This is a genomic window from Ruegeria sp. AB8, from assembly GCF_056542605.1.
Map to the genome: position 1 here is coordinate 163376 of NZ_JBQGAB010000003.1, position 25171 is coordinate 188546.

Here is a 25171-nt window from a genome sequence, read left to right on the forward strand (position 1 = left end):
TTGGGCCTAAACCTTCTCAAGCGACCTCCAAAATGCTATAACCCAATGGAATTCGCCTGTTGGGGGCATCTCGGTTGTGGTTTTGGCGATACCTTAATTTCTGGTGTTGTTTGTTCATAGTTTGATCTTGTTCGAAAGTCTGAGCCATGTCTGACGCCAGAGGCAGTACTGGGAAGTCCAAGCCGCGAAACCCAAAAAATTGGGAGGCGCGACTTGAAGAGGCGCGAAAGCAGCGGCAGAAGGCGCTGGCGCGTACGAATGGGTCAGCCCCCAGGAATGGCGTAGCCAAAATTCCAGCTGTAGCACGATCAAAGGATACTGCGCAGGCAATCCCGGACCCTGCGCCCGATCCAACGGTTTCGGAACCTGTACATCCGGAAATTCGACCGCACAAGAAACGCAATCGCGGCACGACAAGGCTCCTGCTTGTTGTGCTTATCGCAATGACATGCGGCGCGGCATTGCAATGGGGCGGTGCCAAGGTCACCACCAAATGGTCTCAGGTCGCTGAAGATGAAGCCATTCTGGACGCGGCGATGGGCGATCCCGAATTAACTGCTGAGGTTGCTGCCCCCGAGAATGAGCCTCCGGTCAGGATTGCCGCACCGGACACTATTGCAACTGAACCGCCGGCCTCCCGAAAAAAGGTGTACCCGCGAAGCCAAGTGGCCAGCATCAACCTTCCCGGAGCGGAACTGATGCCCCTTCAACGAGGGAGCCCTGCCTTTTCCAACAGTGTTGCACAGCCGGACCCCAAGCTGACTGCCCTGTCTGCAGAAGCGCAAAGCGCGCCTGCGCCTCAGGAAGACCTGAGTCCCCCGGCCGATCAAGTCGAAACAGGCGTGGTCGAAGCCCCGGTCGTCGAAGATGCCATTGTAGAAGCCGCAGTTGTTGAAGACCCAGTGGTTCAAGACGCAGTTGCCGAAGATGCAGTAACCCCAGACGCAGTTATCGATGATGTGGAAGTCGCAAAAACAGAGGTTGAAAACCTGCCCGATGAACCGCAGGTCAGCTTGGTGGCGTTGAACCCCGACCCGCCAGTCAGCATGATTGTCGAGCCTCAATTGCCCGATGAAGTACTGCCTGACTTAAAACCAGAACTGGATATCGAGGTCGCGCTGATTGTGCCGACCCGAGTTACAGAGGATGCGCGAAACGTGGCGCTGAAAGTTCTGGCCGACGGTGAAGCCAATGTGGTGGCGTCAGCCCGGGTGGGATATTCGGTCAAGGAAACCCAGGTTCGGTTCTATCACCCGAACGATGCGGAAATGGCGGCACTGACCGCGAAAGCCCTGGGTGCAATTTCCCGAGACTTTACGGATTCCAACGTGAAAACCAGGCCCGGCCGCATTGAGGTGTATCTGGCTGGACGTGGCGGCGGCAGCAGCAAAAGCGACGGCGACGAAAAACAAACCAGATTTGACCAGTTCATCGCCCGCCTGTTGGGCGGCGCAAACTGAAATATGCGGGAAGGTTCCGACGATGCAGAACCTTCCCTACCCCACGTGCTCCCAACTCACCACACGTGTATAGAATTCTTGGCTCTGACCGTCCTAGTCCTGAACTGAACCTACCCGGTTTCTTGCAGGTCGTTCAACAATCAAGTGTTTAGAATATAAGTAAAACTAAGCACACCCGCCGTAAGATCAGCGGGTGTCGATTCCCGTTCAGGCGCAATCAGATTCGGAATCCGGGATCAGCCGTAGACCGACTCTTTGCCGAAATGCTTTGTCAGCATGTAATAGACGACAGCACGGTATTTGTTGCGCTCGGACATGCCATAGGTTTCCATGGCCTTGTTGATCGCTTCCATCAGTTCCGGGCCGTCGGACAGGCCAAGTTTCTTGATCAGGAAATTGTTCTTGACTGTTTCCAGCTCGCTTTCCTGGCTGGCAGCCACGGTCGCGGCGTCTGCGTCATAAATGGCGGGACCACATCCAATCGTAACCTTGGTCAGCAGGTCCATGTCCGGGTCCATGCCGCATTTGGATTTCAGGTCATCGGCATACTTGGCGATCAGGTCGTCGCGTTTTCCCATTTTCGTCTCCTGTTAGATGTTCATGTCCTGTCCATTCAGCACAGCACATACGGTAGCGGGCGTGGAGATTTGCACAAAGGGAAAAAAACCGCGCTTTCCCCCCTAAGGTAAACGCCATTGGATAAGCAGGGGTTGATCGAAACGCAGCTTTAATTTAACATAAGTGTTAAATAATGAAAGCGAAGGAAGCAATGACCGTATCCCTGCCAAACGAAAGTCCCGAATATCGCAATGCCAGGAATGCTTTGTTGACGGCTGAAACCGAACTAAGAGCGCAAATCGAATCCGTCGCAGCCATGCGTCGCAGCCTGCCAAAAGGCGGGCAAGTACCAGACGACTATGCGTTCAGGTCGCTGGACGGTGAAGCCGCGAAGATGTCTTCATTGTTTGGCGAACATGACACGCTTGCCATCTATTCTCTGATGTACGGGCCGAATGCCACCAGCCCTTGCCCGATGTGTTCGGCATTTCTGGATGGGCTGAACGGGCAAGTCACCCATATCCGAAGGAAAATATCGATTCTGGTCGTAGCCGAGAATACGCCTCAGAAGCTGGCAGCGTTAAAGATGCAGATGGGCTGGAATGATCTGCCCCTGTTTTCAGCGCTTGGTACGGAATACCAGCGTGACTATCTGGCTGAAACGGAAGACGGTAATCAACTGCCGATCCTGAACGTGTTTCAACGGGATCAGGACGGAATTCATCATTTTTGGGGATCCGAGCTGTTCTTTGAGCCCAGCGACTGGCATCCGCGGCACATAGATGCGGCATGGCCGCTTTGGAACATCCTGGATTTCACACCGCAGGGTCGCGGAGATTTCATGCCGCCACTACGCTGAAACAAAAACGGCGGCCGGATCGACCGCCGTTTTCCTGAGTTTCGCCGCAATCAGTAGCGGTAATGCTCGGGCTTGTAGGGGCCTTCCGGCTTTACACCGATATACGCCGCCTGCTCGCTGTCCATCTGGGTCAGCTTCACGCCGATCCGGTCCAGATGCAGGCGCGCAACTTTCTCGTCCAGATGCTTGGGCAGGATGTAGACTTCGTTTTTGTATTGGTCACCCTTGGTGAACAGTTCGATCTGCGCCAGAACCTGGTTGGTGAACGAGGCCGACATCACGAAAGACGGGTGGCCAGTGGCGTTGCCGAGGTTCAGAAGACGCCCTTCGGATAGCAGGATGAGACGGTTGCCCGAGGGCATTTTGATCATGTCCACCTGTTCTTTGATGTTGGTCCACTTGTGGTTTTTCAGGCTGGCCACCTGAATTTCGTTGTCGAAGTGGCCGATATTGCCGACGATGGCCATGTCCTTCATCTCGCGCATATGCTCGATGCGGATCACGTCTTTGTTGCCGGTGGTGGTGATGAAGATATCTGCCGATGCGACTTCGTCTTCCAGCAGGGTCACTTCAAACCCGTCCATGGCGGCCTGCAGCGCGCAGATCGGATCAACTTCGGTGACTTTCACTCGGGCGCCTGCACCGCGCAGCGACGCGGCTGAGCCTTTGCCTACGTCGCCGTAACCGCAAACCACAGCAACCTTGCCGGCCATCATGGTGTCGGTGGCGCGACGAATACCGTCGACCAGCGATTCCTTGCAGCCATATTTGTTGTCGAACTTCGACTTGGTGACCGAGTCGTTCACGTTGATCGCCGGGAACGGCAGATGGCCGTCTTTCACCAGCTGATACAGGCGGTTCACGCCAGTGGTGGTTTCTTCGGACACGCCCTGGATCTGGTCGCGCATCTTGGTGAACCAGCCCGGGCTTGCTGCCATGCGCTTGGCGATCTGCTTCTTGATCACCTCTTCCTCTTCGGAAGACGGCACAGGGATGATGTCCTCACCCGCTTCGGCACGGGCACCCAGCAGGATGTACAGCGTCGCATCGCCGCCATCGTCCAGGATCATGTTGGGGCCATCTTCGAACAGGAAGGATTTGTCCAGATAATCCCAGTGCTCTTCCAGTGTCTGCCCCTTGATGGCGAAGACGGGGATACCCGCCTCGGCAATCGCGGCGGCTGCGTGATCCTGGGTCGAGAAGATGTTGCACGATGCCCAGCGCACATCGGCGCCCAGCGCAACCAGCGTTTCGATAAGAACGCCGGTCTGAATGGTCATGTGCAGCGAACCGACAATGCGCGCACCGTTCAGCGGCTTGGCTTCACCATATTCCGCGCGCAGGGCCATCAGGCCCGGCATCTCGGTTTCGGCAATATCCAACTCCTTGCGGCCAAACCCGGCCAATGAAATGTCTTTGACGATAAAGTCCCCGGCCATAAGGTGCTCCACTCCGGTAAATCACGATCCGGAGTGCCCTAGCATTCCTTTATGCAGGTGGCAACTTGGATAGCCGGAAACAGGGAATTATGCCGTCAAATTCAGCTTGGCGCACCCTCAGGCTTGATAATCGGGATCGCCTCGAAGAAATCTGTGCCAACGGCGACAATACAGGTAATGCCATTGGCCTGTGTCACCAGAACGGTATAGCTGCCTGTTTCCTTTGAGGTCCAGACCTCCATGACCGATTGCGCACCGCGCGATTTCTGCAGACCGCCAAAGGCGAGTTCCTCGGCATATTTGTCCTGCAAGTTGGAAATCACGTGTTCGCGCACTGCGCAGCTTTGGGCCAACACCGGCGGCGCTGTCGCGGCCATGCCGAATGTCAGGGCTATTGAGAACAATCGCTTGAACATGACAAGCTCCTTTCGTTACGGGTTTCGCTACGAGAGGGGCACACCGGGAGGAGCGCGTGCCCCCCTCAGTTCTTTATGTCGGGATTGACTGTCATTCCTTCAAAGCACGAATGCTCAAGAAAACGTTGGCAGCCAGTGATCCAGACAGGTACATCATACCCTAAAAATGAGGCGCAATCGCGGCGGGTCGCGAGAGGTATGGTATAATGGCAACACAACCCCGGGCATGGCAGAGGATGCTGTCAGGTCGGCGTCTGGATCTGCTGGATCCGACGCCCGTGGACATCGAAATCGAAGATATCGCCCACGGACTTGCGTTTGTGGCCCGTTGGAACGGGCAGACGGACGGAGATTTCGCCTATTCCGTGGCCGAACATTCGCTGTTGGTCGAAGAGTTATTCGGCCGGATTGTCCCCAAGGCACCGGCAAAATGGCGGCTGGCTGCTTTGTTACATGATGCGCCCGAATACGTGATAGGAGATATGATTTCCCCGGTGAAATCTGCCGTAGGGCCAGATTACGGCGCGCTGGATGATCGACTGGCTGCTGCCATCCACATCCGGTTCGGCCTGCCTGCCGAGGTGCCGAAAACAGTGAAACGTCAAATCAAAAAGGCCGACAAGATCAGCGCCTGGATGGAGGCGACGCAGATCGCGGGGTTTTCCGAGGCTGAGGCGACAAAGTTCTTTGGCCGACCGGATAGGGCGGTCATAGAAGGTTTGGAAATCCGGTTGCGCCCGCCGGTTGAGGTTCGGCGGGCGTATTCTGCGCGTCACGAGGAACTTTTAAAGAAACTGTAGCCCAAATCCCCGTATTCCACCTGGAACTTCAAGGGAAAGTGTCAGGTTCTCCAAACTGGTTTAAACCACTCTCGCTTGGCTGAATGTAGAAGTAGATCAAAACCAAGGTTCCGATTAGCGGAATGAAGGCAATCAATAACCACCAAGCGGTTCGCCCGATGTCGTGCAAACGTCTGGCCCCGATCGCCACATTGGGAAGCAACAGCCCAAGTGACACCAAAACTGAGAGCGGCTGGCCCGCGCTCGGTTCAAACGCGCCAAATCCAAGCATCGGCGCGATCAATGCACCATCGACAATTCGCGTCACCAAAAGAACAAGAAATACGGCCAGGACCCACCACCAAAAGGTCGCGCGCGAAGCGCGACCGTGGAAGTTGGCGTAATTTGACAGTGCCCGCCGAAATGCCGTCGAAAGATTATTCATGCCGCCCTCCGCAATTGGACGGCATTCACATATCACTTTTTCTTGTTATTTGATATGCAGCCGTCTGTGCGGCCGCCGACAAACCTATACGTACGCGCCCGCCGAATAAGTCAGTTCGTACGAGTGGCTATAAAGTTCAAATACGTTCCCAAACGGGTCTTCCATGTAGACCATTCGATAAGGCTTTTCGCCAGGATAGTATTTTCGGATCTGGCTCATGCGTTGTTTTCCGCCTAACTCTTCTATGATCTTAACCCGCTCTTCCAGATTGGCGTCTTGCACGCAGAAATGAAAAAGACCGCGACGCCAATACTCAAACGGCCGTTCCTCTTCGATTGTGTTCGGAAACTCAAAGAGTTCAATGCCGGTTCCATCCCCCATCGACAGGTGGGCAATGCGGAATGAACCCCAGCCTTCACCAAAAACATCGTCACACATCTGGCCTATGGCGCTGTCGTCATGCAGCACTTCGGTGGGTTCCATGAGGACATAAAGCCCAAAAGCCTTGGAGTAGAACTCGACCGCTTTTTCAAGGTCCGGAACGGTTATTCCGATGTGGGAAAATGTTAGTGCAGACATCTTTGGAAACTCCTCGTTCAACAGCAAACAAGAGGAAGGGTATCAGCAGCCCTTGCCAATACCTTCCGAAATAGTGCGCTTGTTTGAGTTTCCACATCCAGAGAAGGGAGAATGCCAGCTTAGGTTCGATCTTAACGCGGGCTGCGCTTCGCCAAAATCCGCTGCAACGTCCGGCGGTGCATGTTCAGCCGCCGTGCTGTCTCGGAAACGTTCCGGTCGCACAGTTCATACACCCGCTGGATATGCTCCCAGCGGACGCGGTCCGCGCTCATGGGGTTTTCCGGGGGCGGGGGCAGTTCGTCGCCCTTGGCCAGCAACGCGTTGGTGATGTCGGTAGCATCGGCAGGTTTCGACAGGTAATCGGTCGCGCCGATCTTCACAGCGGCCACTGCAGTCGCGATCGCACCATATCCGGTCAGCACCACGACCCGGCTGTCGGGGCGCTTTTCGCGCAGCACTTCGACCACATCCAGGCCGTTGCCATCCTCAAGCCGCAGATCGACAACCGCATAGGCCGGGGGCCGAGCGGTGGAAATGGCGCGCCCTGCCGCGACCGAGCCTGCGGTTTCAACTTCGAATCCGCGTTTTTCCATGGCTTTTGCCAGACGTCTCAGGAACGGCTCGTCATCATCGACCAGAAGCAGTGATTTATCGGGCCCGATATCATACTGAGGACTGTCCGCCATATTCCGCTCTTTCCGCTGTTTCCTGCCTTCGGCCTAGCACTAAGTCATAGCAGCGCCATGACAAAGGTCAAACCGATCACGTCTGATCCAGAAAGCAGCCGACCTTGTCAGCAATCTGCTCCGCAGTGTCGTCACGTTTGAAAAACTCAAGGAACCCGTCCTCGGGCGTGACCAGATAGGTGAAGGTCGAGTGGTCGACCAGGTAATACTCGTCACTTTTGTCCTGCGCCTTGTAATAGGTCTTGTAGGCCTTGCTGGCGGCCTTGACCTGTTCGGGCGAGCCGGTCAGCGCGATCATCCGTTCATGCAGGTTAAAGGCATAGTCCCCGACCACTTCGGGCGTGTCGCGATCCGGGTCGATCGAGATGAACAGGGGTGTCACAGACTGCCCGCGCTCGGCCAGGATGTCGATCGCTTCGGCATTGCGCGACATGTCAAAGGGGCAGACATCGGGGCAGAACGTATAACCGAAATAGACCAGTGTCGGTTCGGTGATCACATCCTTGTCGGTGACAGTATCGCCATGCGCGTTCACCAGTTCAAACGGCCCGCCAATGGCTGCTGCGCCACCGGCGATCTGGCTGGACCGGCATTGGGCAAACTTGTCGTCCGACGCTGAACCCTGCACCAGCAGCCAGACGGCGCCCAATCCAACGGCAAGAATGACGGTAGCGAGAATGGCGTAAAGGCGGATCATGACGTTATCCTGATACCAGAGGGGTTGTTGATCGTTTCGGTCGGGACACCTATCAACATGAGGAACCGGTGCAATAGGACATAATTGACCCATGGCAGATTCCAACATCACATTTTGGCATGGTCAGGAACGCAGCAGCTGGATCCGGTTGCGCACCCTGATCCTGTTGCGCTGGGTCGCCATCGTCGGGCAGATCACGGCAATCACCGTGGCGCAGCAAACCTATCATGTGCAGCTCGAGGCCGGTTTGTGCTACCTGGCCATAGGCGTTTCGGTCATGGGCAACCTGACCGCAATTCTTCTGTTTCCCCGCAGCAAACGCCTGTCGGAGTTTGAGAACTTTCTGATGGTGCTGTTCGATCTGCTGCAGCTGGCCTTCCTGTTGTACCTGACCGGCGGGCTGAACAATCCGTTCGCCTTGCTGCTGGTCGGCCCGGTGACGATCTCGGCCAGTGTCATGAGCACCCGTTCCACCCTGATTGTCGGGGCCGTGGCAATCGTCCTGACCACGCTGCTGGCCGAGTTTCACCTGCCCTTGCGCACCAATCTGGGGCTCGAATTGCGAATCCCCGATATCCTGCTGTTCGGCAACTGGGCGGCGATCGTGATCGCCATCGTTTTTCTTGGCGCGTATTCGCACCGGGTCAGTTCCGAGGTGCAGTCCATGTCCGAGGCGCTTTCGGCCACGCATATGGCCTTGGCGCGTGAACAAAAACTGACGGATCTGGGGGGTGTCGTGGCTGCTGCGGCACATGAGCTGGGTACGCCGCTTGCCACAATCAAACTGACCAGTTCCGAGCTTTTTGAAGAGCTGGACGACAGGCCTGATCTCAAAGAAGACGCGGCCCTGATCCGCGAACAGGCCAACCGGTGCCGCGATATTCTGCGCAATATGGGTCGGGCAGGCAAAGACGACCTGCATCTGCGCCAAGCGCCGCTTTCAACCGTCACCTTTGAAGCGGCAGAGCCACATATCAACCGGGGCAAACAAGTGCATTTTGCCGAAGGTCCGGCGCAGGGCGGCGATGTCCAACAGCCCTCGATCCTGCGAAAGCCCGAGATCATCCACGGATTGCGCAACCTAATTCAGAACGCAGTGGATTTCGCCCGCGCCAATGTCTGGGTCGAGGCCGAGTGGACCGAAGACAAGATTACCGTCAACATCATGGATGACGGGCGCGGATACCCCTCGCAGATGATCGGACGCATCGGTGATCCGTTCATGCGGCGGCGCAGGACCGAAACCGATCAGCGGACCCGTCCGGAATACGAAGGGATGGGCCTGGGTCTGTTCATCGCGAAAACCCTGCTTGAGCGCAGCGGGGCGGAGCTGGAATTTGCCAACGGTTCCGACCCCTACCAGTCGCTGACCGACAATCCCGAACGGCGGGGTGCCATCGTCAAAGTGTCGTGGCCGCGCAACCTGATTGACGCGCAGACCGGGGATACGCCGGTACCGTCCGGGCTCAACCAGCCGATCGAGGTTTGAGTTAAGAAACCGTTAACTAATCAAGACCATAGTCCGGCCCAACTTTACTGGTGGCGGAGATCATATGGCCGACTGGATCATCCTTGTCGCAATCAGTCTGGTTTCATCCTGTTTCGCAGTGCAGTGGCTGTTGCCCCGCAAGGCGCAATACGATGCCAGTTTCGGGTTGGCTTCGCCTTCGTCTTTGTTCGACACCGTCTTCCTGTTTGACGAAAGTCGCCTGATCAGCCACTCGGACATCGCTTTGACAGGGTTCGACAAAGTCGCCGAGTGGGGCGATCTGCGCCGGTTGCTGCATCGGGATTTCCCAAGCTTTCCCGAAACGCCGGATTGCGTCCGAAGCGCCGGGACGCTGGTGGTCCCGGCGATCGATTGCACGGTCGGGCGCGAGGTGGTGTGTGAATGGATCGACGGCGTTGTGCGGGTTCAGTTGCGGGAACAGTGCAATGCCGCCACCCATGTAAGACGCGACGCCAATGACCCGATCCGACTTGCCATGGACCAGGCCCCCTATCCGGTTTGGCTGCTGGATCATCAGGCCAGTGTCCGGTGGTGCAACGCAGCCTATGTTTCACTGGTCCGAAAAGTGCGCGGACAGGATGCCGATTTGACAGACCCTCTGTTTCAAACGCTGGCCGACGATACGCGCCTGAATACCAGGATCCGGGTTTCTGCAGACGTCAAAGAAAGTGACAGCAAGCTTTGGTTCGATTTGACGCTGGTCGATCACGCCGAAGGGCTGCTGTGCTATGCCGTTGACATAAACGCCATTGTCGCCGCCGAAAACACGCAGCGCAAATTCGTTCAGACGATGACCAAGACCTTTGCCCAGCTGTCCATCGGTCTGGTCATCTTCGACCGCAACCGGCAACTGGCCCTGTTCAATCCGGCCCTGATCGACCTGACCACCCTGCCCCCGGATTTCCTGAGTTGCCGCCCCAGCCTGTCAAGTTTCTTTGACCGTCTGCGCGATCAACACATGATGCCCGAACCCAAGAATTACCGCAGCTGGCGCCGCCAGATGAATGATCTTCTGGAAGCCGCCGAGGACGGGAATTATCAGGAAACATGGTCTCTGCCCTCCGGGTCCGTCTATTCGGTCAGCGGGCGACCTCATCCTGACGGGGCGGTTGCGTTTCTGTTCGAGGATATCACCGCGGAAATCACGTTGACCCGAAGGTTCCGTTCGGAAATGGACCTGATGCAATCGATCCTGGACAAGCTCGCAGATGCAATTGCGGTGTTTGCCGATGACGGGACGCTGGCCTGCACGAATGATGCGTATCGCGTGTTGTGGCAGGACACAGGCCAGACCGGGTTCGAACCGGAATCGGTTCTTGAGGTCACACGGAGATGGCAACAACGCTGTGCTGCAACGCCCTTGTTGGGCGAGATCCGTGATTTTGTTGAAATGCGAGACAATCGGGCCGAATGGTCCGGCGAGCTGTTCATGCGCGACGGAACGCACATCCTTTGCACCGTCAGTCCGATGCAGAACGGCGCAACCATCGTGCGCTTTGCGGACGGGAAAACCGTCAGCAAGCCTATGGTGCGACAACAGATCAGCGCCTGAACCGGGTTGCAGCCGAACGGGCGCAGGTTCATTGTGGCGCCATGACACGAACCCCACTCTCGATCACCTTGAATTCGCCGGAAGAAACTGCGGATTTCGCAACCCGGGTCGCAGCCGGCTTGGCGCCGGGCGACACCCTGTTGCTGGAAGGTGAGATTGGCGGCGGCAAGACTCATTTTGCCCGCAGTCTGATCCAGTCCTTGATGGATGTACCCGAAGACGTACCCTCGCCAACTTTCACGCTGGTTCAGGCCTATGACACCCCGGCCGGAGAAATCTGGCATTGCGATCTGTATCGGTTAAGTGCCGTTGAAGAGATCGAGGAGCTGGGCCTGACCGAGGCATTCGACACTGCAATCTGCCTGATCGAATGGCCCGAGAAACTGGGTCCGCTTATGCCTGACGCGGCCCTTGCGTTGAAATTTCGCACCGACCCTGATTTACCCGACACAAGACACCTGACCCTGTCCTGGTCCGACCCGAAATGGGCACCCAAACTGGAGACCGCCGCATGACCAACCGCGCAGTGCTGGCCAAAGCACTGATTGAGCAAACACCCTGGGCGAACGCCTCACGCGCAGCATTGGCAGGTGATGCGTCCAATCGCCGTTATGAGCGCCTGACAGACCCGGATACCGGGCGCACGGCCGTATTCATGGACGCCCCGCCGGACAAGGCCGAGGATGTCGCGCAATTCGTGCGCGTCGCGGAATATCTGCGGTCAAACGGTCTGAACGCACCCGAAATCTATGCCGAAGACATGGAGTTCGGGTTTCTGCTGCTCGAGGATCTGGGCGACGATCTGTTTGCCCGTGTTCTGGAAAAGAACCCCAAACAGGAACTTGCCTTGTATGAGGCCGCAACCGACGTTCTGATCCATCTTCACAACGCGCCGACACTGTCTTTGCCGTCGTACGGGCCTTCGCTGATGACCGAGTTGGCCGCGTTGTCCTTTACCAAATATGCACAAGGCATTCTGGGTTCGCATGACGAAGACGCGCGCGACCTGTTTGAACGCCGGTTCCAGGATATCCTGCACCGCGAAACTTCGGGCGCGAAAGTTGTTGTGTTGCGGGATTATCATGCAGAAAATCTGATCTGGATGCCCGATCGGGACGGTTTGCACAAAGTGGGTTTGCTGGATTTCCAGACCGCCATGCTGGGCCATCCCGCCTACGATCTGATGTCGCTGTTGCAGGATGTGCGCCGTTCAGTCTCGCCGGGTACCGAAATGCGCATGGTCAACCGGTACATCGCCGCAACCGGAATGGATGATCACGATTTCCGCACCGCGTACAGCGTTCTGGGGGCACAGCGGAACCTGCGCATTCTGGGCGGGTTCGCGCGTCTGGCGACCGAATATGGCAAACCGCACTATGTCGATCTGATCCCGGCCACGTGGTCGCATCTGATGCGGGACCTCGAGCACCCGGCGCTGGTATCAGTGGCTGATCTGCTGCGCGAATCCCTGCCCGCGCCGACACCCGAAAACCTGGCCAGGCTAAGACCGCAATGACCCGACCGCCCGAAGCTGTCATGCTGTTCGCCGCCGGGTTTGGCACCCGTATGGGGGCATTGACCAAAGACCGGCCCAAACCGCTGATCGAAGTTGCCGGCAAACCGCTGATCGATCACGCACTGGATCTGGTTAACGATCTTGGCCCCCAGCATGTCGTTGCCAATCTGCACTATCATGCGGATCAGCTCGCGGCGCACCTGGCTCCTCGGGGAGTTTTATTGTCACGGGAATCGCCCGAAGTACTGGAAACCGGTGGCGGATTGCGGGCGGCTTTGCCTTTGTTAGGGTCTGATCCGGTGTTTACTCTGAACACCGATGCAATCTGGTCGGGGCCGAACCCGCTGACATTACTGCGCGCGGCATGGAACCCTGACCGGATGGACGCGCTTTTGATGTGTATTCCTGTCGCGCAGACAATCGGACATTCAGGATCGGGCGATTTTTCGGCAGACGAAGCAGGGCGCATCACGCGCGGCGGACGGCTGGTATATGGGGGTGCTCAGATCCTTCGAACGGACGGTTTGCACGGGTTTCAGCAACCGGTCTTTTCGCTGAACCTGTTGTGGGATCAGATGCAACAGCAGGATCGTCTGTTCGCCCTGACCTATCCTGGTCGCTGGTGCGACGTTGGCCGCCCCGAAGGCATCGCAATGGCCGAAGGGTTGCTGGACAATGTTTGAACCCGGCATCCTGCCCCGTGTTTTTGCGGTTCCCCCCGGGGCAGACTTTCCAAAAGTGCTGGTGCAGGGGTTAAGGGCGCGCAGTGCGGAACTCGCGCCTGAAGCGCTGGCGCCGGTGCAACTGGTGGTGAATACCCGCCGCATGGCCCGCCGCGTGAGGGACTTGTTCGATCAGGGACCGCCCTGCCTGTTGCCAAGAATCTCGCTGGTGACAGATCTGGGGGAATCGGTTGATCTGGCGCAGGTGCCTCCGGCCATTCCAGCGCTGCGTCGGCGACTGGAACTGACCCAGCTGGTGGCGAAACTGCTGGACCAACAACCCGATCTGGCGGCAAGGTCTTCCGTCTTCGATCTGGCGGACAGTCTGGCCAGCCTGATCGACGAAATGCAAGGCGAAGGCGTATCACCAGACGCCATCCGGCAACTGGATGTCAGCGACATGTCCGGCCATTGGGCCCGCGCACAGCAATTCTTTGGCATCGCCGATCGATTCATCAACACCGGCGAAGACGCCCTGGACACGCAGGCACGGCAACGGCGCGTCGTCAATAACCTGATTGACCGCTGGCGGAACGACCCGCCCGAACACCCCATCATTCTTGCCGGGTCAACCGGATCGCGTGGCACGACCCAGATGCTGATGGAAGCCGTCGCAAGGCTGCCACAAGGCGCGCTGATCCTTCCGGGCTTCGATTTCGATCAACCGAATGAAGTCTGGGAAGGACTGGATGAGGCGCTGACCTCGGAAGATCACCCCCAGTTCCGGTTTCGAAAGCTGATGACTCTGCTGGGTTTGACGCCCGGTCAAATCACCAGTTGGACCGCCGACCAGCCACCCTCACCCGCGCGCAACAAGCTGATTTCACTGGCATTACGCCCGGCACCGATCACCGACGCGTGGATGACAGAAGGTCCGCGACTGACCGATCTGGCCGGTGCAACACAGAATTTGACCCTTGTCGAAGCCGCATCCCCCCGGAGCGAAGCATTGGCCATCGCGCTGCGGTTGCGCGAGGCGGCGGAAACCGGCCAGACCGCCGCCCTGATCACACCTGACCGAATGCTGACCCGTCAGGTCAGTGCCGCGCTGGACCGCTGGAACATCCTGCCGGATGACAGCGCCGGCCTGCCCCTGCAACTGTCGCCGCCCGGCCGGTTTCTACGCCACGTTGCCGGCTTGTTCGTCCGACGACTTGAGGGTGAGGCCCTCCTGACCCTGCTCAAACACCCGCTGTGTCATGACGGCGCCGAGCGAGGGGCGCATTTGCTTCATACCCGCGATCTGGAACTGGATCTGCGGCGGTACGGCCCGCCGTTCCCCGACAGTACCAGCCTGAGCGCATTTGCGATCCGCAAGGATGTTTCGGACGACTGGGTGCGCTGGGTCACCACTCATTTCTGCGATCAGGTGGTTGCAGGTGAGCGTCCGTTGGCGGAATGGGTGGAAAACCTGCGCGCACTTGCCGAAGCGATTTCTGCGGGCAGTAAGGGCGACCCAGGCAAACTATGGGACAAGAACGCTGGCCAAAAGGCCTTGTCCGTTTTGACCGCGCTGGAGAACGAAGCCCCATATGGCGGCCAGATGAACGCCCATGATTTCGCCGATCTTCTGGGCGCGTTGCTGGCAACGGAAGAGGTGCGCGACCGGGACGCGCCGCACCCTAATATCATGATCTGGGGCACCCTGGAGGCGCGCGTGCAAGGCGCTGACCTGCTGATCCTTGGCGGGTTGAACGAAGGCAGCTGGCCCGAGGCCGCTGCCCCCGATCCGTGGTTGAACCGGCAAATGCGCAGCCAAGCTGGTCTGCTGCTGCCCGAGCGTCGCATTGGTCTGTCAGCCCATGATTTCCAGCAGGCCGTCGGCGCGCCCGAAGTGTGGCTGACCCGGGCAACCCGGTCGGATGACGCGGAAACCGTCCCGTCGCGCTGGCTGAACCGCCTGACCAACCTGTTGCAGGGCCTGCCGGATCAGGGTGGGCCCGATGCCCTGTCCGAAATGCGGGCGCGCGGCCAAAGCTATCTGCGTTGGAGCGAAGCGCTGGAACACGCGCCCGATATCGCTTCGGCGCATCGCCCCTCGCCACGCCCCCCGGTTGCCGCACGTCCGCGCCGTTTGAGCGTCACCGAAATCAAGCGGCTGATCCGTGATCCTTATGCTGTGTACGCCAAACACGTGCTGCGGCTGAGGCCGCTGGACCCACTGGTACAGGCTCCGGACGCGTTGTTGCGCGGCATCGTCATTCACGAAATTCTGGAACATTTCATCGAAGACAGTGTTCTGGATTCCGCCTTGCTGACGCGCGAGAATTTCCTCAAACGCGCAGCGACGTTGCTGGAACAGCACGTCGCCTGGCCGACTGCGCGAAAACTTTGGTTGGCGCGTCTGGAAAGGATCGCCGACGCATTCCTGCTTGCCGAAACCGGGCGGCGAAGCGATGGCGGACCAGTGGCCTTCGAAACGGCAATGAAGCTGGTTCTTGCACCGCTGGACTTCACGATCGCCGGGCGCGCCGACAGGATCGATCGCAACAGCCGTGGCGCACTGCGCATTATCGACTACAAAACCGGTGTGCCGCCGACCGAAAGCCAACAGGCCAAATTCGACAAACAGCTTCTCATCGAGGCCGCAATGGCCGAGCAGGGCGGCATCGAAGGATTCGACCCCTTGCCAGTGGCCGAGGCGGTGTTCATCGGTATGGGCGGCACCTACAAAGAGGTGCCCGCGCCGCTGGCCAAGGAACCTTCCGACAAAGTTCTGGCCGAGCTGAAAGAGCTTATTTCTGCCTATTTAGAGCCTGATCAGGGCTTTTCGTCGCGTCGGATGCTGCACAAGGACACTGATATTGGCGACTATGATCATCTGGCGCGGTTCGGGGAATGGGATCGCACGGACGAAACGGCGCCCGAGGACCTGACATGAAAGCCCGCAACGATGCAACCGAACGGCAGGTGCAGGCCGCGCGACCCGATGCCTCGACCTGGCTTGCGGCCAACGCGGGGTCCGGCAAGACGCGGGTTCTGACCGACCGGGTGGCGCGGTTGTTGCTAGGCGGCGTGCAGCCGCAGCATATCCTGTGCCTGACCTATACCAAGGCCGCCGCCAGCGAGATGCAGAACCGGTTGTTCAAACGCCTTGGCGAATGGGCGATGTTGGGCGATTCGCAGTTGTTGGCGCAACTGACCGAACTGGGGGTTCCGGGCATCATTGACCCCGGGCGGCTGGCGCAGGCCAGAACCCTGTTCGCGCGTGCCATCGAAACGCCCGGCGGGTTGAAGATACAGACGATCCACTCATTCTGCGCATCGCTTCTGCGGCGCTTCCCGCTGGAAGCCGGCGTCAGCCCGCAGTTTGCCGAAATGGAAGACCGCGCAGCCGCCCTTTTGCGGGAAGAAATCATCGAAAACTTCGCAGAAGGTCCACAATCCGGGTTGGTCGAAGACATTGCCCGGTTTGTCACGGATACCGGTTTCGACAAGTTGACGGCCGCCATCACGCAAAAGAGGAACCTGTTTTCTCATCCTCTGGATTGGGACGCGCTGCTGAAACACTTTGACCTGCCGCCTGGTTTCGATGAAAACGCCCTGTCGAGCAGCGTCTTTCTGGGCGGTGAGGTCGATTTGATCCAGTCACTACTGCCTGCGTTGACCGAAAGCGGCAGCAACAATGCCAAGGCGGCGGCCAAGCTTACAGGATTCACCGAGGCGCGGATTGGGCATCTGCCGCTACTGGAATCCGTTTTGCTGACGGGAAAAGGCGCAAAGGAGCCCTTTGCCGCCAAAACCAACAGCTTCCCGACCAAGGCTCTGCGCGAGGGCGCCCTTGCGGACTGGATGCCACAGCTTGAGGCGCTGATGCTGCGTGTCGAAGCCGCGCGGGAAAAGCGGCTTGCATTGACGGCGGCGCAGAAATCGCGGGTTCTGCATCGTTTCGCGTCCGCTTTTCTGCCGGAGTACGAAAGACGCAAGCAATTGCGCGGCTGGCTGGACTTTGATGACCTGATCCTGCGCGCGCGCCATGTGCTGAACGATCCGGCCGTGGCGGAATGGGTGTTGTATCGATTGGATGGCGGCATCGACCATATCCTTGTGGACGAGGCACAGGACACAAGCCCGGATCAATGGGATGTGGTTGAAAAGCTGGCACAGGAATTCACCAGCGGGGAAGGGGCCCGGTCCGGGGTCGAACGTACGATTTTTGTAGTCGGTGACAAGAAACAGTCGATCTATTCCTTTCAGGGCGCCGACCCGCAGGCCTTTGACCGGATGCAGGCAGAATTTGGGCGAAAACTCCAGGAATCAGGCTCTAAACTGTGGGATTCCACACTTGAATTCTCGTTCCGGTCCTCCAGCGCCATTCTGGCGCTGGTCGATGTCCTGTTTAAAAACAAGACAGATGCAGGGTTTCACAAGGACTCGCTCCACCGCGCCTTCAAGGCAGATCTTCCCGGTCGCGTCGATCTGTGGCCGGTCGTGGAAAAGGTCGAGGATGAAGAGGACGGCGACTGGACCGATCCGGTCGACCGGCCCGGCGCACGCCATCACACAGTCATTCTGGCGGAACAGGTGGCACATTCGATCAAGGGCATGATCGAAAGTGGTGAAACCATTCCGGAAGATGGCGAAGACCCAGGCAGCTTTGTACGTCGACGGATTGAACCGGGCGATTTCCTGATCCTGGTGCAGCGCCGCTCGGACCTGTTTGCCGAGATTATCCGCGCCTGCAAGGCACAGGGATTGCCCATCGCCGGAGCTGATCGGCTGAAGGTCGGGGCGGAACTGGCGGTCAGGGACCTTGCCGCGTTGCTGAGTTTTTTGGCCACGCCCGAAGACAGCCTGTCGCTGGCCACGGTTCTGAAATCCCCGTTGTTTGGATGGTCGGAACAGCAGCTTTTTGATCTGGCGCACCGCAGGTCCGAGGAGTTTCTGTGGGCAGCGCTTCGCAGGCGGGCAGATGAGTTTCCTGAAACCAGTGCGGTTCTGAACGATCTTCGGGCTCAGATCGACTTTCTGCGCCCCTATGACCTGATCGAGCGTATCCTTACGCGCCATGATGGACGGCGCAAACTGCTGGGCCGTCTGGGGGCCGAAGCCGAGGACGGTATCAACGCGCTGTTGTCGCAGGCGCTGGCCTATGAGCGGACGGATGTTCCCAGCCTGACCGGATTTCTGGTCTGGATGCAGACCGACGATCTGGAAATCAAGCGCCAGATGAGCGGTGTGGGCAACATGATCCGCGTTATGACCGTTCATGGCTCAAAAGGGCTGGAAGCCCCAATCGTGATCCTGCCGGACACCGCCAAGCGACAGCCGCCACGTGATGCCGAGATCATGGTTGCGGATGATTTGCCCTTGTGGAAAGTCCCCTCGGACGCATCGCCTGTGCTGATCTCGCAGGCGCGAAACACGGCTCGGGAACGGGAAGAAAATGAACGGCTGAGATTGCTCTATGTGGCTCTGACACGGGCCGAAAAGTGGCTGATAGTGGCTGCGGCCGGCGATGTGGGACCGGCGGATGGCAGCTGGTATCAGATGGTCAAAGGCGCATTGGAACAGGCGGGTGCCACCCGGCTGCCGGGAACAGACACACTCAGGTTGGCGCATTGCGACTGGGACGGACTGGCTCTGACGGAACAGGAGCAGTACGTGGCAAGCACGACGGACTTGCCGCAGATGTTTCTGCGGCCCGCCGGGGAAGCACCCAAAACAGCGGAAACAATAAGCCCTTCGGATCTGGGCGGTGCCAAGGCGTTGCCCGGCGATGCTGGTCTGGACGAAGACGCCGCCAAGCTGCGCGGGACGCAATTGCATCTGCTGCTCGAACACCTTCCATCCATTTCTCAGGAACGCTGGGCTCAGCTTTGCGCCCGCCTTTTGCCTGATATGCACGAAGCGGAGAGGCTGGAGCTGATGGCAGAGGCAACGCGCGTGCTGACCTGCGACCAGCTATCCTTGGTGTTTGCGCCAGATACATTGGCCGAAGTTCCGATCTCGGGCGAATTGAACGGCCAACGGATGCACGGTGTCATTGACCGTCTTATCGTGACGGAAACCGAAGTTCAGGCGATTGATTTCAAATCGAATTTCACTGTCCCTGACACTGCAGAGCAATGCCCCGAAGGCCTGTTGCGCCAAATGGGCGCCTATGCCTGCGTGCTGTCGCAGATTTATCCCGGGCGCACTATCCGCACCGCGATACTTTGGACCCGAACCGCCCGGCTCATGTGGCTGCCACACGATCTTGTGACAGATGCTCTGACCCGCTCCCGCGTATCTTGACGTTGCCTGCATCGGCCCCTACGTTCTCAGCCCGAGTTTACCCCATTCAGGAGACAGAATATGTCGACCGTTGCCGTTACTGACGAGACCTTTGACGCCGAAGTCAAGAATTCGGATATCCCCGTTGTAGTGGATTTCTGGGCAGAATGGTGCGGACCTTGCAAGCAGATCGGTCCGGCCCTGGAAGAACTGGCTGCGGAATATGGCGGCAAGGTAAAAATTGCCAAAGTTGACGTGGACAGCAACCCGAACGCTGCCGCCGCCATGGGCGTGCGCGGTATTCCGGCCCTGTTCATTTTCAAGGACGGTCAGGTGGTATCCAACCGCGCTGGTGCGGCACCGAAGGCGGCGCTGCAAAGCTGGATCGACGAATCCATCTGACCCTGTGAAATTCGGCATAAGACGCCCCGTTTTCGCGGGGCGTTTTTTTGGCCATCTGGTCAGAAGGGGCTGCGAATTTACCAGCATTCCCTTGACTGCCCGACATCGCACGACTGGATATTTGACCGAAGCCCCGCAACTGTCACCAAAGGGCCATTGCACAACACCTGCATCACTTGTCCTTACCTGAAAGGGCGTATTTCAATGCGTTAGCGCATCCGGTTTTCAGGGTGCCCTGGCCAAAAGTCTGACAGGAGGGTCGTCAAATATGGCAAAAACTCGGGTTCTGGTTGAATTCGGCATGGGGACGTCTTTGCGGCGCGAGGACTATACCGAGGCTGCGTTGCGGGCCATCAAGGATGCATTGTGGCACAACTCCGTCAATATGGCCGAGCTGTTTGATTTCCCAAAGCAAGCAATGATCATCGATGCGCAAATCGGTGTGCAGCAGCCGGACAAGGTCGACACCCAGATTCTGAAAGACGTATTCCCTTACGGGCAGCCCAATATCACGGTGACGCATGGCGGTCTGGACATCGACAAACCGAATTCCGATGGCTGCACGGTCATCGCCAACGCGGCCGTCATCGTTTCCTTCGATATGGAGCCTGCGCAATGACCGAAAAACGCATCATTCTGGAAATGGGAACCGGAAATGACCTATACGGTCAGGATTACACCAAGGCTGCGCGCCGGGCGGTTCAGGACGCGTTGCATCATTCTTCGATCACGCTGTTTTCGAAGCTGGGTATCGATCACTCGGAAATGCGGGTCCAGGTGACAATCGGCGTTCAGAACCCTGATTTTGTGGATTGCGATCTGGTCGCCGCCGATCTGCCCCGGGGGCGGGCGCAGGTGCGCGCCGTCAAGGGCGGACTGGATATCGAAGACAGCGACGCCGGCACCCGGCACGTTGTTGCGACCGCCGCCATCGAGGCCTTTTTACCGGATCAGTCGGGAAAGTTCGTGCAGTCCTGAAAAAGAAAAAAGCCGCTCGGTCGAGCGGCTCATCTCATGGTCTGACTTGCTTTGAAATCAGAGGTTTTTGATGTCGGCGCGGGTCAGGCCGATATCATCCAGCTGGGCGTCGGACAGAACTGACAGCGCCTTGCGGGTCTTGCGGGATTCGTTCCACTGTGCGGCAGCTTCGAAAGCTCCGGTGAATGCGTCCACTACGTGCAGGATGGTAGCTGCTCCGAGCGGCGCATGGATGTTTGCGGTGGTTGCCATTTGCGCATTCCTTCTAACAGAAACAGCCGACCCGTTGTCGGTTGTGATCCTCATCTAGTATGCCCGGCACGGACTCACAAATGCTGGTCTGGTAAACCCGCAATGCATTTTGTGCATATCAATTAGGCACTTCGGGAAGCGGTTGCGCATAACATCAGCGCAGCCCATATATGAGCCCGGACAACAAACGGAGGCTTTCATGGCGGACAGCGACTTTCCCGGATGGCACGGCACAACGATCATCGGTGTCAAAAAGGGCGGAAAGGTTGTCATTGCCGGTGACGGGCAGGTCAGCCTGGGGCAGACCGTGATCAAGGGAACGGCCCGCAAGGTGCGCCGTTTGTCGCCCGGCGGGTTCGAGATTGTTGCAGGCTTTGCCGGTTCCACCGCAGATGCCTTTACCCTGCTCGAGCGGCTGGAGACCAAGCTTGAGGCGACGCCGGGCCAGCTGGCGCGCGCCTCGGTCGAGCTTGCCAAGGACTGGCGGACAGACAAATATCTGCAAAAGCTCGAGGCGATGCTGATTGTCACCGACGGCAAGGATCTGTTCGTGATCACCGGGGCAGGGGATGTGCTTGAGCCTGAACACAACGTGGCAGCCATTGGATCAGGCGGAAATTTCGCTCTGGCCGCTGCGCGCGCGATGATGGACAGCGACAAGTCGGCGGAAGACGTCGCCCGGCAATCCATGGCGATTGCGGCGGACATTTGTGTGTACACCAACGGCAAGCTGACGGTTGAAACGATCTCAGGCTAACAGGGCCGAGATCTCCTTCCCCTTCCAGCGGCGGTGCATTCCGATCAGGCCCAGTATCGCGGCAATGACCACGATGTAGTAAGGTACGCGGATGTCGATGCTCATCAAGCCGCCGCCGACCAGCGACATGACGCCTCCGGCCAGGCAAAACACCGCAGTGGTCACGCCCATGACCCAACCCTGATCCGTTCGCTGACCGATGAAGAGAACAGGCCCAGCATGGTCGGATAGGCCACGCCGAACAGGAAGTAGAAGAAGAACACCGGCACGTAGCTGAATACACCGCTGGGGCTGAACGCAAAGGCGATGCCGCAGATGATCATGACCACAAGCGATGTATAGATAATGCTGTGTTTGCTGAATCTCTCCTGTGCTGGTTTCACAAGGAACGTGCTTGAGAACGCCAACGCAAAGCCGATAACCACCATCGCCATACTGCCGCCGATCACACCGTAGCCGAAAGCGCTGGTCAGGAAATTATCCACGAACACATAAAACGTGACGTTGGCGATCATGAAGAACGAATAGACAGGCAGGATCTTCAACACCATGGGATGCCCGCGGACTGCGATCAGGCTGTCGGTGACGTCACGGGGACGGAAGACAAAGGCCGTGCGTTCGGTTCTTGTGTCCTTGAAATAGAACAGCACCAGGAAAATCGCGATCAAAACCAGAACGAAGGCTCCATAGAACGGCGTTTTGAGTGTGGCCGCACCACCCAACAGAGCAGCATCCGAAAGAACCGCACCAATGATCGGGCCGCCCACCAGACCAAAGCTGACGCCGGTCACGATATAGCCCATGTTTCGGTCCCGGTCCGCCGCATCCGTACTGCCATCAATCATTGCCGCCTGTGCAATGGGTTGGTTTCCGGCGGTAAAGCCGGTGATTGACCGGCCGGCAATCAGCAGCAGCAAACTGTTGAGGTAAAGCGCCGCGATGGTGATGGCGTACCCCGCAAGCGCTCCGCTCAGACAAACCAGCAAAGCGTTCTTGCGCCCGATCGAATCCGAGACTTTGGACACGTAGACAACGCCCAGAAACCAGGACAGGAAAAAGCAGCCAATCACCAGACCATAGTAGAAATGCCGCCGACCGACCGGCGTATTTTCCGGCAGAAACCCGGACTTCGTCTCCATGATCAGTGAGTTGATGATGGGAAAGACCAGTCCCTGTCCGATCAGATCTACAAATACAACAAACAACAAAGTGATTTTGGCAATCTTAGTCATGCAACCCGCCCCGTTTCTTCAAATGGGGTGAGTGTAGCAGACAGGTGTCCTGACACCTAACACCATGCAAAAGGCCGGGTTTTACCCGGCCCCCGGCAGTCCTGATCGCGTGCGGATCAGTTCAGCGATGCCACGCCCAACGGCACGCCCGCGACCTCGCACCAGATGTAAACTTCGTTGTAGCCGGAAACATCCATGGTCGGCGGAACGGCATAGGATTGTTTGCCGGTCAGGTTCAGCAGCGCACCCAGCTTGCTGTCAGGATCATATGATCCGTCCTTGCCGAAAGCGACACGCGGGTCGGGCCCGCCATCCAGCGAGAAATCGTCGCCCAGTTCGACAATGTAGCGGTCTCCATTCTTGACCAGCTTCACCGAACCCGAGGTGATGTGCTTCGAACGGCCCTCGAACGTGCCTTTCTTTTTGGCACCGCCAGCAACGGCGACATTGGCACTGGTCAATGTCAGTGCCGCGCCGGCTGCAGCGGCTTTCACAAAGAGCGAGCGACGAGTCATCATGATGAGTTTTCTCCATTGGTAGACACGGGCTGGTTTGCCCGATGTTGTACGTTATGCCGCAGGCCTCGCCGCATACTCCAATCACTTCGGGACGAATTTCTGTGTGCGCACCGTGTGTTGGCGTGATGTTTTCGTGATCGGCTTGTGTTTTCGCGCCTTATGATTAGGTTCCGCTTCGAAACAAACGGATTGAGTGCATATGACCGACCTGACCCCGCGCGAGATTGTCTCGGAACTGGACCGCTTCATCATTGGCCAGAAGGATGCCAAACGTGCGGTTGCCGTCGCGCTGCGAAACCGCTGGCGGCGCAAGCAGTTGCCTGACGACATCCGGGACGAGGTCTATCCGAAAAATATCCTGATGATCGGCCCCACCGGCGTCGGCAAGACCGAGATCAGCCGTCGTCTGGCCAAACTGGCCCGCGCGCCCTTCATCAAGGTCGAGGCCACCAAGTTTACCGAGGTCGGCTATGTCGGGCGCGACGTGGAACAGATCGTGCGGGATCTGGCGGACGCCGCCATCCTGCAGACCCGCGAGTTCATGCGCGAAGACGTCAAGGCGCGCGCCCATCAGGCCGCCGAAGACCGGGTCATCGCCGCCATAGCCGGGGAAGACGCCCGCGAAGGCACGCGCGAGATGTTTCGCAAAAAACTGAAATCCGGTGAGCTGGACGATACGGTGATCGAGCTGGAACTCTCGGACACCTCGAGCCCGATGCCGATGTTCGACATTCCCGGCCAACCCGGCAGCCAGATGGGGATGATGAACCTGGGCGACATCTTCGGCAAGGCCTTTGGCGGACGCACGGTCAAACGCAAGATGACTGTCGCCGAAAGCTACGATGCCCTGATCGGGGAAGAGGCCGACAAGCTGCTGGATGATGAAACGGTCAACCGCGTGGCGCTGGAATCCGTCGAACAGAACGGCATCGTATTTCTGGATGAGATCGACAAGGTTTGCGCCCGCTCTGACGCACGCGGCGCTGATGTCAGCCGGGAAGGGGTTCAGCGGGACCTCTTGCCTTTGATTGAAGGCACAACCGTATCCACCAAGCATGGCCCCGTCAAAACAGACCACATCCTGTTTATCGCCTCCGGGGCGTTCCACATCGCCAAGCCCTCGGACCTGTTGCCGGAACTTCAGGGGCGTCTGCCGATCAGGGTCGAACTGCGCGCCCTGACGGAAGAAGACTTTGTGCGCATCCTGACTGAAACCGACAACGCCCTGACCCTTCAGTATACCGCGCTGATGGGGACCGAGGATGTTACTGTCCGGTTCAGCGAGGATGGCATCGCGGCGCTTGCCCGCATTGCGGCGGATGTGAACCAGAGCGTCGAAAACATCGGTGCGCGGCGGCTGTACACCGTGATGGAGCGCGTGTTCGAAGAATTGTCTTTCGCCGCCCCCGACAAGGCCGGAACGGAAATCACGGTCGACGCGGAATTTGTCAGCAGCAATCTGGGTGAACTGACCAAATCCACCGATCTCAGCCGTTACGTTTTGTAACACGCTCAGCCGGATTTTGCCTTTCTTCTACCCCGCGCCGCTGGACGTGGGGCGAGAATTCGATAGCTTGGCGCAAACCTGATCCGGGGAT

Annotated in this window: 26 protein-coding genes; 15 read left to right on the forward strand and 11 right to left on the reverse strand. The window is 58.2% G+C overall.

What is annotated here, in order from left to right; all coding sequences use genetic code 11:
* The first annotated feature begins 431 nt into the window (after nucleotides 1-431).
* Nucleotides 432-1460: a hypothetical protein gene (locus ACR0CG_RS04670; protein ID WP_480523037.1), complete on the forward strand. Its 1029-nt coding sequence runs from the start codon at nucleotides 432-434 to the stop codon at nucleotides 1458-1460.
* A 236-nt stretch (nucleotides 1461-1696) separates the two neighbouring features.
* On the opposite strand, the gene ACR0CG_RS04675 is transcribed toward ACR0CG_RS04670, so the two are convergent.
* On the reverse strand, nucleotides 1697-2038 hold the full coding sequence (locus ACR0CG_RS04675; RefSeq protein ID WP_170807098.1) for a DUF2853 family protein: 342 nt from the start codon (nucleotides 2036-2038) through the stop codon (nucleotides 1697-1699).
* Between the two features lie 191 nt (nucleotides 2039-2229).
* On the opposite strand from ACR0CG_RS04675, the gene ACR0CG_RS04680 reads away from it, so the two are divergent.
* Nucleotides 2230-2877, forward strand: coding sequence for a DUF899 family protein (locus ACR0CG_RS04680; protein WP_480523038.1), 648 nt, complete (start codon nucleotides 2230-2232; stop codon nucleotides 2875-2877).
* A 50-nt stretch (nucleotides 2878-2927) separates the two neighbouring features.
* On the opposite strand, the gene ahcY is transcribed toward ACR0CG_RS04680, so the two are convergent.
* Nucleotides 2928-4316 (reverse strand): adenosylhomocysteinase, encoded by a 1389-nt coding sequence (ahcY, locus tag ACR0CG_RS04685; RefSeq protein ID WP_480523039.1) that lies wholly within the window; start codon nucleotides 4314-4316, stop codon nucleotides 2928-2930.
* A 101-nt stretch (nucleotides 4317-4417) separates the two neighbouring features.
* Nucleotides 4418-4732, reverse strand: coding sequence for a hypothetical protein (locus ACR0CG_RS04690; protein ID WP_480523040.1), 315 nt, complete (start codon nucleotides 4730-4732; stop codon nucleotides 4418-4420).
* Nucleotides 4733-4938: 206 nt separating this feature from the next.
* On the opposite strand from ACR0CG_RS04690, the gene ACR0CG_RS04695 reads away from it, so the two are divergent.
* The gene (locus ACR0CG_RS04695; protein ID WP_170680079.1) at nucleotides 4939-5532 is read left to right on the forward strand and encodes an HD domain-containing protein; all 594 of its coding nucleotides are present in this window, start codon (nucleotides 4939-4941) and stop codon (nucleotides 5530-5532) included.
* 28 nt (nucleotides 5533-5560) lie between these two features.
* On the opposite strand, the gene ACR0CG_RS04700 is transcribed toward ACR0CG_RS04695, so the two are convergent.
* The 4 genes from ACR0CG_RS04700 to ACR0CG_RS04715 all read right to left on the reverse strand — a co-directional run bounded on the left by ACR0CG_RS04700 (nucleotide 5561) and on the right by ACR0CG_RS04715 (nucleotide 7918).
* Nucleotides 5561-5956 carry a DUF805 domain-containing protein gene (locus ACR0CG_RS04700; protein ID WP_170612820.1) on the reverse strand — a complete coding sequence of 132 codons (396 nt, stop codon included), beginning with the start codon at nucleotides 5954-5956 and terminating at the stop codon, nucleotides 5561-5563.
* A gap of 84 nt (nucleotides 5957-6040) precedes the next feature.
* Nucleotides 6041-6535 carry a lactoylglutathione lyase family protein gene (locus tag ACR0CG_RS04705; protein ID WP_170612818.1) on the reverse strand — a complete coding sequence of 165 codons (495 nt, stop codon included), beginning with the start codon at nucleotides 6533-6535 and terminating at the stop codon, nucleotides 6041-6043.
* A 131-nt stretch (nucleotides 6536-6666) separates the two neighbouring features.
* Nucleotides 6667-7221 carry an ActR/PrrA/RegA family redox response regulator transcription factor gene (locus tag ACR0CG_RS04710; protein ID WP_170612816.1) on the reverse strand — a complete coding sequence of 185 codons (555 nt, stop codon included), beginning with the start codon at nucleotides 7219-7221 and terminating at the stop codon, nucleotides 6667-6669.
* A 76-nt stretch (nucleotides 7222-7297) separates the two neighbouring features.
* Nucleotides 7298-7918, reverse strand: a complete 621-nt coding sequence (locus tag ACR0CG_RS04715) for an SCO family protein (RefSeq protein ID WP_480491025.1) — start codon at nucleotides 7916-7918, stop codon at nucleotides 7298-7300.
* Between the two features lie 91 nt (nucleotides 7919-8009).
* On the opposite strand from ACR0CG_RS04715, the gene regB reads away from it, so the two are divergent.
* The 10 genes from regB to ACR0CG_RS04765 all read left to right on the forward strand — a co-directional run bounded on the left by regB (nucleotide 8010) and on the right by ACR0CG_RS04765 (nucleotide 20814).
* The gene (gene regB / locus ACR0CG_RS04720) at nucleotides 8010-9407 is read left to right on the forward strand and encodes a sensor histidine kinase RegB (RefSeq protein WP_480523041.1); all 1398 of its coding nucleotides are present in this window, start codon (nucleotides 8010-8012) and stop codon (nucleotides 9405-9407) included.
* Between the two features lie 64 nt (nucleotides 9408-9471).
* Nucleotides 9472-10980, forward strand: a complete 1509-nt coding sequence (locus ACR0CG_RS04725) for a PAS-domain containing protein (protein WP_480523042.1) — start codon at nucleotides 9472-9474, stop codon at nucleotides 10978-10980.
* 41 nt (nucleotides 10981-11021) lie between these two features.
* Nucleotides 11022-11495 (forward strand): tRNA (adenosine(37)-N6)-threonylcarbamoyltransferase complex ATPase subunit type 1 TsaE, encoded by a 474-nt coding sequence (gene tsaE / locus ACR0CG_RS04730; RefSeq protein WP_480523043.1) that lies wholly within the window; start codon nucleotides 11022-11024, stop codon nucleotides 11493-11495.
* Nucleotides 11492-12496 carry an aminoglycoside phosphotransferase family protein gene (locus ACR0CG_RS04735; protein ID WP_480523044.1) on the forward strand — a complete coding sequence of 335 codons (1005 nt, stop codon included), beginning with the start codon at nucleotides 11492-11494 and terminating at the stop codon, nucleotides 12494-12496. Before tsaE ends, ACR0CG_RS04735 begins: the two co-directional genes overlap by 4 nt.
* Entirely contained in the window at nucleotides 12493-13179 is a 687-nt protein-coding gene (locus tag ACR0CG_RS04740) for a nucleotidyltransferase family protein (RefSeq protein ID WP_480523045.1), read from the forward strand. The genes ACR0CG_RS04735 and ACR0CG_RS04740 overlap by 4 nt, the downstream gene beginning before the upstream one ends.
* The gene (gene addB, locus ACR0CG_RS04745; protein WP_480523046.1) at nucleotides 13172-16099 is read left to right on the forward strand and encodes a double-strand break repair protein AddB; all 2928 of its coding nucleotides are present in this window, start codon (nucleotides 13172-13174) and stop codon (nucleotides 16097-16099) included. Before ACR0CG_RS04740 ends, addB begins: the two co-directional genes overlap by 8 nt.
* On the forward strand, nucleotides 16096-19455 hold the full coding sequence (gene addA, locus ACR0CG_RS04750; protein WP_480523047.1) for a double-strand break repair helicase AddA: 3360 nt from the start codon (nucleotides 16096-16098) through the stop codon (nucleotides 19453-19455). Before addB ends, addA begins: the two co-directional genes overlap by 4 nt.
* A 60-nt stretch (nucleotides 19456-19515) precedes the next feature.
* Nucleotides 19516-19836 (forward strand): thioredoxin, encoded by a 321-nt coding sequence (trxA, locus tag ACR0CG_RS04755; protein ID WP_170612799.1) that lies wholly within the window; start codon nucleotides 19516-19518, stop codon nucleotides 19834-19836.
* A 268-nt stretch (nucleotides 19837-20104) separates the two neighbouring features.
* Nucleotides 20105-20455, forward strand: coding sequence for a Lin0512 family protein (locus tag ACR0CG_RS04760; protein WP_480523048.1), 351 nt, complete (start codon nucleotides 20105-20107; stop codon nucleotides 20453-20455).
* The gene (locus tag ACR0CG_RS04765) at nucleotides 20452-20814 is read left to right on the forward strand and encodes a Lin0512 family protein (RefSeq protein ID WP_480523049.1); all 363 of its coding nucleotides are present in this window, start codon (nucleotides 20452-20454) and stop codon (nucleotides 20812-20814) included. The genes ACR0CG_RS04760 and ACR0CG_RS04765 overlap by 4 nt, the downstream gene beginning before the upstream one ends.
* Nucleotides 20815-20871: 57 nt before the next feature.
* On the opposite strand, the gene ACR0CG_RS04770 is transcribed toward ACR0CG_RS04765, so the two are convergent.
* Entirely contained in the window at nucleotides 20872-21066 is a 195-nt protein-coding gene (locus ACR0CG_RS04770) for a DUF1127 domain-containing protein (RefSeq protein WP_170612793.1), read from the reverse strand.
* A gap of 199 nt (nucleotides 21067-21265) precedes the next feature.
* On the opposite strand from ACR0CG_RS04770, the gene hslV reads away from it, so the two are divergent.
* A complete protein-coding gene (gene hslV, locus ACR0CG_RS04775; RefSeq protein WP_170680110.1) occupies nucleotides 21266-21823 on the forward strand; it encodes an ATP-dependent protease subunit HslV in 558 nt (185 codons plus the stop codon).
* On the opposite strand, the gene ACR0CG_RS04780 is transcribed toward hslV, so the two are convergent.
* The 3 genes from ACR0CG_RS04780 to ACR0CG_RS04790 form a co-directional block, all read right to left on the reverse strand.
* Nucleotides 21815-21988 carry a hypothetical protein gene (locus ACR0CG_RS04780; protein WP_480523050.1) on the reverse strand — a complete coding sequence of 58 codons (174 nt, stop codon included), beginning with the start codon at nucleotides 21986-21988 and terminating at the stop codon, nucleotides 21815-21817. The two genes, hslV and ACR0CG_RS04780, sit on opposite strands and share 9 nt — an antisense overlap.
* The gene (locus ACR0CG_RS04785; protein WP_480523051.1) at nucleotides 21985-23055 is read right to left on the reverse strand and encodes an MFS transporter; all 1071 of its coding nucleotides are present in this window, start codon (nucleotides 23053-23055) and stop codon (nucleotides 21985-21987) included. Before ACR0CG_RS04785 ends, ACR0CG_RS04780 begins: the two co-directional genes overlap by 4 nt.
* 116 nt (nucleotides 23056-23171) lie before the next feature.
* Nucleotides 23172-23573: a DM13 domain-containing protein gene (locus ACR0CG_RS04790; protein ID WP_480523052.1), complete on the reverse strand. Its 402-nt coding sequence runs from the start codon at nucleotides 23571-23573 to the stop codon at nucleotides 23172-23174.
* Between the two features lie 199 nt (nucleotides 23574-23772).
* On the opposite strand from ACR0CG_RS04790, the gene hslU reads away from it, so the two are divergent.
* Nucleotides 23773-25080, forward strand: a complete 1308-nt coding sequence (hslU, locus tag ACR0CG_RS04795; protein WP_170612785.1) for an ATP-dependent protease ATPase subunit HslU — start codon at nucleotides 23773-23775, stop codon at nucleotides 25078-25080.
* Nucleotides 25081-25171: the final 91 nt, after the last annotated feature.